This window comes from Nocardia sp. CWNU-33 (assembly GCF_046764895.1).
Classification (GTDB): Bacteria; Actinomycetota; Actinomycetes; order Mycobacteriales; family Mycobacteriaceae; genus Nocardia.
Genome location: NZ_JBKOQN010000004.1, coordinates 59101 through 70854, shown reverse-complemented (window position 1 = coordinate 70854; position 11754 = coordinate 59101). Strand labels below are relative to the sequence as shown.

Here is an 11754-nt window from a genome sequence, read left to right as displayed (position 1 = left end):
TCACAATTCGCGCGTCGCGGTTTCTCCTGTCGGTGCAGTGACAGCCTCGTCAGAGACCGCCGCCGCCGCCGAGCATCCAGGGGTTGAACGCGCACTCCAGATCGGGGTGCGCCGCGGGATCGAGTGCGTGCAGCGCAATGGACACCGACCGGGGCGAGTACATCATGGTGAGGTGATCGGACAGATCCTGTTCACACCCGGCCTGCAGCGTGAGGTTGTCCACCGTCGCGTCGGGCCCGGCCCACAGGAACGTCCAGTCGTAGGGATTGGTGACCTCGTCATAGCGAGAACCGACCACGGTGTAGTCGACGCCGGGAACGGTGTCGCCGTGGGCATTCAAGCGGGCATAGAACGGTGAACCGAAAGCCTGCTGAATATTGGAATGCCCGACGATCGGCTCGTAGAAGCCGAGAATATTGACACCGAGATTGTTGATCAGCCTGCCGAGCGTGGCGATGCCCATGAGCGAGGTGCCGTGGTGCGTGGCACCGTAGGTGACGAGTTTGCCCACTTTGCCCTGACCGCCATCGAACTTCAGATACTGATTCGCCACGGTCCCACCCTGCGAATGCCCGACGATGTCGACCTGCTCCGCGCCCGTCGCCGCCAATACACGATCGACGAATTCGCTCAGTTGCTGTGCCGAATCCTCCATCGGCCCAACCCCATAGCGGCCGGGCAGGATCGGGCCGAGCCCGCCGCCCTCCAGGAGAGTGGAACGCCCGAAATTGAAGGCGAACACACAGAATCCGGCGCGTGCCAGGCGCGGAGACATATAGGAGAAGGTGTCGTAGGCGTTGAGCCAAGTCCCGTGCAACAGCACCACCGGCCGGGGATGCTCGGCCGACGGGGTGCAGTTCCAGCGATTCGCGCCCGGCGGCGCCGAATCGGGATGCAGTAATCCGTAACCGAATGCGGCCAGATACGCCGACATCTCGGGTCCCTCACCGAGGACATCGGTGGCCCGGCTCGTCGCCGATCCCGAACCGCTGCCGGTATCGACGATCGCCTGCGGCTGCCTGCCGTCCGCGGCCGGGGTGAGCCCGGCGCTGATGAGCTCCGCGAGAGTCTGTTCCGTCGGCGCGGTCTGTCGGTCCGCGGTAGCCCCGCCGCCGCCGAGCGCCGTCGCGACGGTCACTGCCACGATCACTGCGGCACCGAAGACGGCCCGTCGAGCATTTTGCTTCATTGCAAACATTCCGTTCATTTCCCATCCAGCATCTCCGCGTTCGGGCTGCGGAGCCCGGCCACCAGGTGGCGACGGACCGCGATGCAACCATCGACGAGCGCGAAGACCTCACCGAACGGCGGTTCGAGCAACCGATCCCCATGACCACATACTGTTTCCTGCACCACATTCCGGCTTCGATGTGACTGCGGCCATATTTGTTTCCGCTGCCCAAATCTATGGCCGGCACACCCCCAGCGTCACTGCGCTGCCGAGAAAAGAAACCGCACGGAAACTTGTTGTGTGTGACAAAGTTTCCGTCGACAGGACCGAAGGCTTGCTGCGGTTACTGTCGTTGGAAACAATCGGCTCATGTCCGTCGCTCTCTCACCGGCAAACAGCGAAGCCTCATTGGTCGTTCGGTTGCTGACCAGATGGCCCCAGATCTCCGAGCGCATGCTCGCCGCTGGGCTGGGTGCGACCCCGCCCGCCGCCGATCTGCCCCCTGGGCATTTCACCGCCGAGGTGCTGCCCGCCATCTATGCCTGCGGCCGCGCGGTCCTGCAGGCCATCGGCGAACAGCGCACTTTCAGCAGGGCCGAGGTCGCGACCTTCGTCGCACCGGTGGTCGAGCGGCATGCGGAGGACCGGTTCCCGCTCGCGGTGCTGATCGAGGCCATCCACGGGTCGGCACAATCGGTGCTTGCCGAGGCCGCGGCACTGGCGACACCCGCCGAGACGGCGGATCTGGTGGTCGTCGGCAGCCGCCTGCTCGAGCTGCTGATGCACATCAACATCACCGTGGTCGAAACCTACTCCGAGGTCGAACAGTCGATCTACAACGCCGAGCGCGAGGCCCGTCGCGAATTGTGTTCGGCGCTGCTGCGTGGGCTGCCCGCCGAAGAGCTTGCGGCGCGGGCGGATACCGCGCTCACCGACGGCTACACCGTGCTGGCGATCCATATCCATCAGGACCATCGGCTGCCGCAGGACAGTCGCTCGAGCACCGTCGCGAATCTGCTGACCCGACGCCGGATCCGCGTCCTGCAACGCGCTTTGGACAGCCTCACCGGCACCACCGCGCTCGCCACCTTCGACGGCTCGAACGGCATCGCGTTGCTACCGAACGTCTCCGAGTCCGCCGAGCTCGATCACGAGCAATTCCACCGGCTCGCCATCGGATTGGCCGCACAGTTCGGCACCGGAGTCACCGTGGCCGAATGCCCTTCGGTCGCACGCAAATCCGTCCCGCAGGCCGCGCACGAGGCCACCGAGATCGCGGAACTCGCCCGCCTGCTCGGCAGGCCGACCGGCGTCTATCGGCTCGACGATCTGCTGCTCGAGTTCCAGCTCACCAGACCGGGACCGGCCCGCGCCAGGCTGGCCGAGCGCATTGCTCCGATCCTGCGGAGCCCGCATCTACTGGAGGCACTGGACGCGCATCTGCGCCACGGCTCCGAACGCAAGGTCGCCGCAGCCGAAATCCACGTGCACCCCAACACTTTCACCTACCGACTGCGACGCATCACCGAGCTCACCGGTCTGGATCCCACCGATCCGAACGACTCCCGCGTGCTCGCGGCGGCCCAGACGATCCACCGTCTGTTCCCGGCAGCCGAAATCGGTAGCCACTGAGACGGCGTCCCGCGCTCGGGCGGGGCATCGCCTGGCCGCTCAACAGTCGACGACCGCGACCGCGAGGCCGCCGAGCGAGGTCTCCTTGTATTTGTCCAGCATGTCCGCGCCCGTCGCGCGCATCGTCTGGATGACCTTGTCGAGTGACACGTGGTGCACGCCGTCGCCCCGAATCGCCATGCGGGCCGCGGTGATCGCCTTGACCGCCGCGACACCGTTGCGTTCGATGCACGGAATCTGCACGAGTCCGCCGATCGGATCGCAGGTGAGACCGAGGTTGTGTTCGATGCCGATCTCGGCGGCATTCTCGATCTGTTCGGGTGTGCCGCCGAGCACGGCCGTGAGTCCGGCTGCCGCCATCGCGCAGGCCGAGCCGACCTCGCCCTGGCACCCGACCTCCGCGCCGGAGATCGAGGCGTTCTCCTTGATCAGCTGCCCGATCGCACCCGCGGTCAACAGGAAATCGATCACGCTGTCGTCGTTCGGGCCGGTGACGAACTGCTGAACATAGTGCAGCACAGCGGGAATGATGCCCGCCGCGCCGTTCGTCGGCGCGGTGACGACCCGACCGCCCGCGGCGTTCTCCTCGTTGACGGCCATGGCGTACAGCGTGACCCACTCCATCGCTCGTAGCGGGTCGGTGTCGTCGGCTTCGAGGGTCAATCGTTCGTGCAGCGTTGCCGCACGCCGTCGAACGGCGAGTGCGCCCGGCAGCACACCCGCCGTCGACATCCCCCGCTGGACGCAGTCCTGCATGACCTTCCAGATCTCGAGCAGGTCGGTCCGGATCCGATCCTGACTGCGCCAGGTCATTTCGTTGGCCAGCATCAGCTCACTGATGGACAGCCCGGTAGCGGCGGTGCGGGCAAGCAGCTCCGCGGCCGAGGCGAACGGGTGCCCGACCGTGGTCCTCGTCTCGGCAGGCCGGTCGATCTCGGTTTCGTCCAGCACGAATCCGCCGCCGACGGAGTAGAAGCGACGCTCGACGAGCACCTGACCTTCGGCATCGACGGCGCGGAACATCATGCCGTTGCTGTGGAAGACCGGTCGGATTCGCCAGAGCAGTTCGATGTCCTCGTCGACGGCGAAGCCGATCGGATGCACCCCACCGAGCCGCAGCGCGCCGGTGTCGCGCGCCTCGGACGTGGTGGCGGCCACCACCTCCGGATCGACGGTCTCCGGCCGTTCGCCGGACAACCCGGCGACAATCGCCTCGATGCTGCCGTGCCCGCGCCCGGTCGCGCCGAGCGATCCGTAGAGCTCAACCCGAACACCGGCTGTATTGTGCAGCTGACCATCGGTTTTGAGCTGCTCGATGAACCGGGCGGCCGCGCGCATCGGCCCGACCGTGTGCGAGCTCGACGGCCCGATGCCGACCCGGAACAGGTCGAAAATGCTGACCGTCATGCCCGCCCACGCAGACCGGGATACAGCGGGAACCGATCGACCAGCGCACCGACCCGCTCGCCCAACTCCTCGACCGGCTGCGCCGCGCGCAGCGCCGCGGCAATGATGTCGGCGACCTCGGTGAATGCCGCGGTGTCGAAGCCACGTGCGGCCAGTGCCGGTGTGCCGATCCGCAAACCGGAGCTCACCATCGGCGGTCGCGGGTCGAACGGAACGGCGTTGCGGTTCACGGTGATTCCGATCTCGGCGAGCCGATCCTCCGCCTGCTGGCCGTCGAGCTCGGAGTCGCGTAGGTCGACGAGCACCAGGTGCACGTCGGTACCGCCGCTGACCACGCTGATCCCCGCCGCCCGGCAGTCCGCGGCGAGCAGTCGCTCGGCGAGGATCCGCGCACCCGCGAGCGTGCGTTGCTGGCGATCACGGAACGCCGCTTCACCCGCCATCTTGAAGGCAACGGCCTTGGCCGCTATCACATGCTCCAGCGGCCCGCCCTGCTGTCCGGGGAAGACCGCCGAAGCCAGCTTCTTGCCCAATTCCTCGACGGCGAGGATGAATCCACCGCGTGGCCCGCCGAGGGTCTTATGAGTGGTGGAGGTGACGATGTGCGCGTGCGGCACGGGCGAGGGATGCAGCCCCGCCGCGACCAGCCCGGCGAAGTGCGCCATATCCACCATCAGGTATGCACCGACTTCGTCTGCGATGCGCCGGAATTCGGCGAAGTCGAGGTGCCGCGGATAGGCCGACCAGCCTGCCACGATCAGCTTCGGCCGATGCTGCTGTGCAAGCCGTCGCACCTCGTCCATATCGACGAGATGGTCCTCGGCCCGAACATGGTAGGCCGCAACGTCATAGAGCCGACCGGAGAAATTGATCTTCATGCCATGGGTGAGGTGTCCACCATGATCCAGCGCAAGCCCGAGGATGCCGTCTCCGGGTCGCAACACCGCATGCATCGCCGCGGCGTTGGCCTGAGCTCCCGAGTGCGGCTGGACGTTGACGTATTCCGCGCCGAACAAAGCGCGCAACCGGTCGATCGCGAGTGATTCGATCTCATCGACATGCTCGCACCCGCCGTAATAGCGGCGGCCGGGATAGCCCTCGGCGTATTTGTTGGTGAGCACCGAACCCTGCGCCTGCATCACTGCCAGCGGCGCGTGGTTTTCGGAGGCGATCATTTCCAGACCGCGTTGCTGCCTGTCGATTTCACGGTCGATAAAATGTGCGACGAGCGGATCGAATTCGCGCAGCGACGCGTCGAGCTCGGTTCGGACGGCGGTGTTGCTGTTTCCAGCGACCTGCAAGCGGTCGCCAGCGGTGACAGGTTCGGCCATGAGGAGCCTTTCGTCGACGCATGCGCGTAGGTGGCTCCTCCCGCTCTGTCCAATGGCCTGAGAGTTTCACGCACTGTGTTGGGACACTGCGCGTTTGCCCCGTCGGCGAGTGCGTGCGCACTGCTTTCCAGAGTTGCCTGTGCGCAGCGGTACTGGGCCTGAGAGATTCCCGGGAGGATTTGCTCCTTCGGCTCCCCACGAAAACCCGTGGAGATCTCCCGCTACGCGTCGAACGGCGATTATTCGATTGCACATAGAGCAACTAGTTTCGTAATACGCAACTGGTGCTCCATACGCAACTAAGTATTGGGCCGCCCCCACCCCTTGTCAACAGGAGCACCGATACCGATCGCCCCTGCTCGCGATTCGCACGCGTACGACGACCGCAGCGGGCCCAGATCGCGAGAGAGGGTACGGATGTGGTCAGCCGAGGTACCCCAGACGGCGGCCGATGTCCGCGGCACTCGCGATGGTCAGCTCGGCGGCGCGGGCGAAACGGTCCGGACCAAGGCGGTAGGCGGGACCCGAAACACTCAGTGCCGCAACGATTGCACCGTTGCTGTCGTAAACGGGCGCGGCGACAGCGTTCAGCCCGATCTCCAGTTCCTCGCGCACGCTCGCCCAGCCATTGTTCCTGACCTCGACGAGCTCGGCGGCCAGGTCGGCGACCTTGGTGAGGGTGTTGTCGGTGAACGCCTCGAGCTTGGCGCCGACCCGCTTACGCATCTCGCTCGGCTCGAGACCCGCGAGCAGCACCTTGCCACTGGAGGTGGCGTGCGCCGGGCAGCTCTGCCCCACCCAGGACCGCAGCGCGATCGAGCCGGGTCCCATCGCCTCGACAATATTGATGATCCGATTGCCGTCCAGGACAGCAAGATTAGTCGTCTCACCCGAGGCGATCGCGAGCTCGTTGCACGCACCCTGGCTCTGCCCGACGAGGTCGACCTGCGCACTGGTGGATCCGGCGAGCCGGACGATGGAGAAGCCGAGCCGATACTTGCCGCGCTCCGAGAGCTGTTCGACGTATCCGCGCGATTCCAGCACGGCGACAAGCCGCGAGACGGTAGATTTGTGCACGCCGAGTTCCGCGGCGATCTCCGTGACGCCGGCCTGCCCCAGCTTGGCAATAATCTCCATGACCAGCAGCGCTCGGTCGACGGACTGCACCGCAGCCGTCCGCCCGTTGTCATCGCCGTCTCGAGTTGCCATCTCGAACGCCATTCTAAGTGGTCGTCGCTCCCAAGCTGCCGACACGTCGCTGCACCACGGCGATCTCCCGCAATGCATCGTTGAGCAGGCTGCGATTCAATGGCGAAAGTTCCGACATCGTGATGATGTCGCCGGGACTGTGCCCGGCGGAGAGCTGCTCGACCTGATGGACCATTCGCATGCGCTGCAGCATGACGAAAACCTCGGTGAGGATAGTGGCATCGCGCTCGCGCAGCGCCCCCGCGCTCGCGGCGGCCGCCAACCGCACCGGCGTCGACGCCGTGGTCACGCCCGCCACCAGGCCGCCCCATCGGGCGAGGTTGACGATCGGAGCCAGCGCGTGGCTCTTCAAATCGAATGTCCCGCCGCGCCGGGACAGCACATCCCGCAGCGAGCGCGCCCGCACTCGTCCCGACAATGCGTCGAGCAGCTGCAATCGCAGGGCGTTCGGGTGTTCGGCGCGCATGCTCCGGAAGGCCGCGGGCACCGTATGCAGCGCTTCCTCGCCCCATACGACGCGCCCGTCGATGAGCAGCGAGGACAGGATCAGGCCCCGGTCTTGCAACGGATCCTCGAGCCAGCCCGCGGCCGCCGATGCCCACTGCGAGCGGGAACGGGAAAACTTCGGCCTCGCGGCGATCGCGCCATTGCTGTCCGCAGGCAAGCCACAGGCATCGAGGATGGCGTGCACACGCGCGGCGACCGCGCGCAGTTCCACACTGGCCGAAGACAATTCGTCGGCCCACGACAGCGCGCTGTCGACATCCGACGACGGCATCGCCTCGCGGCGGGCGATACTGCCGAGGGTCAGCCAGGCGAATCCGCCGCCGGTGACTGATTGCAGGCCGCCGGAAAGAGTCGGCCCCGGCGCGTCGCCGATCTCGGCGAGTGCCAGCTCGAGCGCCTTGCGGACCACGGAATCGATGACGACCGACAAGATGCCGCTGGTTGCCGATGCCTTGGTGCCATTGCGAAACAGGTCGACCACGGTGCCGGTGATCTCGCGGGCGGCGCGCTGCAACTGCGTCGCGTCGGCGGCCGCGGCGATCGAACGGCGCAGCACGAAACTCTGCCGGGCCGAGGCCGCGAGCAGGTCGGCGTCCTCGAGCACGCCGAGCACCGCACCGCGCCGTGACAGCACCGGCATATGCCGCAGACCGCATTCGAGCATCTCCATCAACACGGTTTCGGCGGTCAGGTCGGCGGTCACCCGGCGAGCCGGAGCGCTCATCACCCGGGAGATCGGCACCTCGACCGACAACCCGGCCGCGACCACCCTGGTTCGCAGATCGCGATCGGTGAAGATGCCGAATTCGCCCTGCGGCAATCGGATCAGCACATAGGAGACACGCTGTTCGGTCATTCGCACGACGGCATCGCGCACACTGGTCTCCGGCGCGACGAAAACTGCCGCACCGGAGACGAGTTCGCCGACCGGTCGGCTGCCGAGCACCGGCGCCATCGGAGTTCGATCGCCGGACGCCGTCTTCCAGGCCGAGGAAGCGAGGAACGCCAAGCCGTCGGGTTGGGCGAACTGAGCCCGCACCAAGGCTCCGGGCAACCGAATCAGCAGGCTCGATTCGACCGCCCGCGCCACGAAGTCGGCGCTGCCGCCCGTCAGCAGCGGAACGTAGCCGAAGATTCCGCCGGGCTCGACGGCATCGATCGGTGCGCCGTCGCCGCTGCCCTGCAGGGTGACCCGGCCGGTCCACAGCATCCAGATGTCGTCGGGCACCTGGGCCGAATAGTCCATGATCACCGCGCCCGCAGCGAACGCGTGCAGCGAAGAAGCCGCCGCGAGCTGGTCCAGCTCGGGCGGCGTCATCGATTGGAACGGCGCGTGATCGGCGAGAAATGCCGCTAGCTCACCCTCCTTCGGCACCTCGCACTCAGGTTTTCCGTAGGAGGTCCGCGCATTTCTCTGCCATGGTCATGACAGTAATGTTGGGGTTCACCGCGGGCAATTTCGGCATCGCGGAGGCGTCGACGACCCGTAGTCGGGACACGCCCTTCACCCGCAGTTCCGGATCGAGCACCGCCATCGGATCGTCGGCTGCCCCCATCCGCGCGGTGGCCGCCGGGTGGTAGACGGTGTTGTGCGTGGCGCGGATGTAGTCGAGCAGTTCGTCGTCGGTCGTGGCGTCCGGGCCCGGTGCGAGTTCCCTGGCGATCCAGTTCCGCAGCGGTGTCTGCTCGGCGATCTTGCGGGCCAGCCGGACGCCGGCGAGCATGGTGCGTTCGTCGTGTCCTTCCGGATCGGTGAAGTACCTCGGGTCGACCTTGGGGCGGTCCCGGAAGTCGCGGCTGCGCAGCCGGACCGTGCCGCGGGAACGGCCCTGCGTGACATTGGGCGTCAAGCAGAAACCGTTGTCGGTGGTCGGGTAGCCCTTGCGCAGGGTGTTCATGTCGAACGGCACGCTGCCGTAGTGCATCATCACGTCCGGCAGCCGCAAGGTCTCGTTGGTGGTGGCGAACAGTCCGATCTCCCACCATTGCGTCGAAGTGGTGACCATCGGCCGCGCGGCCTCCCAGAACACCAGGCCTTCGACATGGTCGTCCAGGTTCGAACCGACGCCGGGAGCGTCGACCAGCACCGGAACACCGACCTCGCGCAGATGCTCGGCGGGCCCGATCCCGGACAGCATCAACAACTTCGGCGTATCGATGGCTCCAGCGGTGACAATCACCTCGCGCCGGGCCGACACCGTGTCGTACCCGGTGAGATCCGGGCGCTGATACCGCACACCGGTGGCGTTGCGGGCGTCGTCGAACAGGATCTCGCTGACCCAACACCCCGTGCGCACAAAGAGATTGGGCCGCGAGTCGAGCACCGGGTGTAGGTAGGCGTGCGAAGACGACATCCTGATGTTGTCCTCGTCGGAATTGATCTGGAACCAGCCCGCGCCATTGCGCACCGTGGTGCCGCGGTTGAATTCGACCGTCGGCAAGCCGACCAGCGCGGCGGCTTCGAGCACCGCCGCACCGCACGGGTCGACGGGCGGGACGTCGCGCAACCGGACCGGACCGCTGCGGCCGTGCTCCTCGCCCGGCGCGTCATTGTTCTCCACCCGCGCGACATAGGGCAGCACTTCGGCCGCGCTCCAGCCCTTCGCGCCCATCGCGGCCCATTCGTCCAGGCCCTCGGCCGGCGGCCAGAACGCGATACACGAATTGTGCGAGGAACATCCGCCGAGCACCTTCGCTCTTGCGTGGCGCAGAAAGCTGTTGCCACGCTCCTGCGGTTCGACCGGATAGTCCCAGTCGTACCCGGAATCGAGCAGATACATCCACTCCGAGAGCTCGAGGATATTCCGGTCGCCGACGTCGGAGGGTCCCGCCTCCAGCAGGCACACCGACACGTCCGGATCTTCGCTGAGCCGGGCGGCCAGTACACATCCCGCGGTGCCGCCGCCCGCGATCACATAGTCGAATACGTTGTCAGACATCGGAATCCGCCTTCGTCACCACTGCCGCATGGGAGGCAAGGGTCCCGATGCTCTTGCGGCCCTTCGCCCAGTACCAGAGCAGCCCGGCGCCGAGAATCGCACCGATGTAGACGAACGCGCCCCAGGTGTTGTACCAGGGTGTGCCGTACACCGCCTCGCGCGGCCAGGCCAGGTTCACCGCCATCCCGATGCCCCACACGACGGCGACGATATTGACGATCAGGCCCCATCGGCCCATCGAAAAGTAGCCGCCGGCCTGCAGATCCTTCGGCGGCCACTGCCCCTGCAGCCGCTTCTTCAGCATCGGTCCCGTCACCATCAGGTAGGCCAGGTAGATCATGATGATGGCGATCGAGGTCAGCACCGTGAAGATCTTCGGCTGGCCGATATTGATCACCAGGATCAGCGCGGCGAGCACGCCGATCAGCACGGCGGGCACCACCGGGGTCTGGGTCTTCGGGTGCACACGGGCGAGCTTCTCGCCGAAGGGCAGCGCGTTGTCGCGAGCCATGGCGAAGGTCAACCGGATAGCGGCGGTGTGCACGGCCAGCGAACACACCGTCACCGCGACCACGATGCAACACAGGAAGATGGTGCCGAGCGGGCCCCACATCACCTGTTCGACGATGTACTGCAGGCCGCCACTGGAGCTGCCGATCTGCGGGTCGTCGAGATCGGGAGCCGCCATCACCGCGAACACCAGGATCGCGCCGCCGATCACGAACGAGGCGAGAACGGCGCGCAGGATGGCCTTCGGCGCGGTGCGCCGCGGCTCCACCGTCTCCTCACCGAGCGAGCTCGCGGTGTCGAAGCCGTACATCACATAGCCGGAGGCGAGCGAGGCAATCAGGAACGCACCCAGGTAACCGCCCGACTCCCCGGCACCGTAGCCGTGCGTGGAGAAGAACACCTGTGGGCCACGAGTCCAGTTGGCCGCCAAGATGATGGCGATCAATACGGCCGCGATGAGTTCGATGAACACGCCCGCGCTGTTGATCATGGACATGAGCCGGACGCCGAGCGCGTTGACGGCGGTGGTGAACACGATCATTATCGTGCCGAGCACCACGGCATTGGTGGCGTAGTCGTATTGACCGCTGCCGTCACCGATCAGCTGGAAGCCGCTCCACAGTCGTGGCAAGTTCAACTGAAGGGCGAGCACCACCGCGGACAGTGTCACGATCGACGCGGTCAGCATCAGCCAACCCGAGGACCACCCGACGATTCTGCTGCCGAGCGCCTTGGACCAGTTGTACACCGAGCCCGCGACCGGATACTTCGCGGCCAGCTCCATGAAACACAGTGCGACGGCGAGCTGACCGACGAAAACCAAAGGCCACGACCATAGATAGGCGGGACCTGCGGTGCCGAATCCGAAATAGAACAGCTGGAATGTACCGGTGAGAATCGAAATGTAGCTGACGCCTGCCGCGAAGCTGGCGAATTTTCCGATACTCCGGTCGAGGGATTCCTTGTAGCCGAAATCCTCCATCCCATTGTCATCGGACACGCTGTGTTCCTTGACTACCATTGCTACCGTGCCTTTCGCGGTGCTGGC

The 11754-nt window shown here is 66.1% G+C and carries 8 protein-coding genes and 1 riboswitch; of the genes, 1 reads left to right on the top strand and 7 read right to left on the bottom strand.

Translation table 11 applies throughout. The annotated features are described in order from the left end of the window. Positions 1-49: 49 nt before the first annotated feature. Positions 50-1189 (bottom strand): esterase/lipase family protein, encoded by a 1140-nt coding sequence (locus ACLMAL_RS06290; protein WP_411998213.1) that lies wholly within the window; start codon positions 1187-1189, stop codon positions 50-52. Between the two features lie 351 nt (positions 1190-1540). On the opposite strand from ACLMAL_RS06290, the gene ACLMAL_RS06285 reads away from it, so the two are divergent. Continuing rightward, the gene (locus ACLMAL_RS06285; RefSeq protein ID WP_411998212.1) at positions 1541-2803 is read left to right on the top strand and encodes a PucR family transcriptional regulator; all 1263 of its coding nucleotides are present in this window, start codon (positions 1541-1543) and stop codon (positions 2801-2803) included. 39 nt (positions 2804-2842) lie between these two features. Here ACLMAL_RS06285 and ACLMAL_RS06280 read toward each other — a convergent pair whose 3' ends face one another. The 6 genes from ACLMAL_RS06280 to ACLMAL_RS06255 form a co-directional block, all read right to left on the bottom strand. Next, on the bottom strand, positions 2843-4210 hold the full coding sequence (locus ACLMAL_RS06280; protein ID WP_411998211.1) for an L-serine ammonia-lyase: 1368 nt from the start codon (positions 4208-4210) through the stop codon (positions 2843-2845). Further along, complete coding sequence (gene glyA, locus ACLMAL_RS06275; protein WP_411998210.1) at positions 4207-5541, bottom strand: serine hydroxymethyltransferase; 1335 nt, start codon at positions 5539-5541, stop codon at positions 4207-4209. The genes ACLMAL_RS06280 and glyA overlap by 4 nt, the downstream gene beginning before the upstream one ends. 35 nt (positions 5542-5576) lie before the next feature. Continuing rightward, positions 5577-5682: riboswitch (glycine riboswitch) on the bottom strand. Positions 5683-5964: 282 nt separating this feature from the next. Next, complete coding sequence (locus ACLMAL_RS06270; RefSeq protein WP_411998209.1) at positions 5965-6750, bottom strand: IclR family transcriptional regulator; 786 nt, start codon at positions 6748-6750, stop codon at positions 5965-5967. Positions 6751-6763: 13 nt separating this feature from the next. Then, positions 6764-8575: a putative nucleotidyltransferase substrate binding domain-containing protein gene (locus ACLMAL_RS06265; protein WP_411998438.1), complete on the bottom strand. Its 1812-nt coding sequence runs from the start codon at positions 8573-8575 to the stop codon at positions 6764-6766. 64 nt (positions 8576-8639) lie between these two features. Continuing rightward, positions 8640-10196 carry a GMC family oxidoreductase gene (locus ACLMAL_RS06260; protein ID WP_411998208.1) on the bottom strand — a complete coding sequence of 519 codons (1557 nt, stop codon included), beginning with the start codon at positions 10194-10196 and terminating at the stop codon, positions 8640-8642. Further along, the gene (locus tag ACLMAL_RS06255; protein ID WP_328406188.1) at positions 10189-11727 is read right to left on the bottom strand and encodes an APC family permease; all 1539 of its coding nucleotides are present in this window, start codon (positions 11725-11727) and stop codon (positions 10189-10191) included. Before ACLMAL_RS06255 ends, ACLMAL_RS06260 begins: the two co-directional genes overlap by 8 nt. Between the last annotated feature and the right edge of the window lie 27 nt (positions 11728-11754).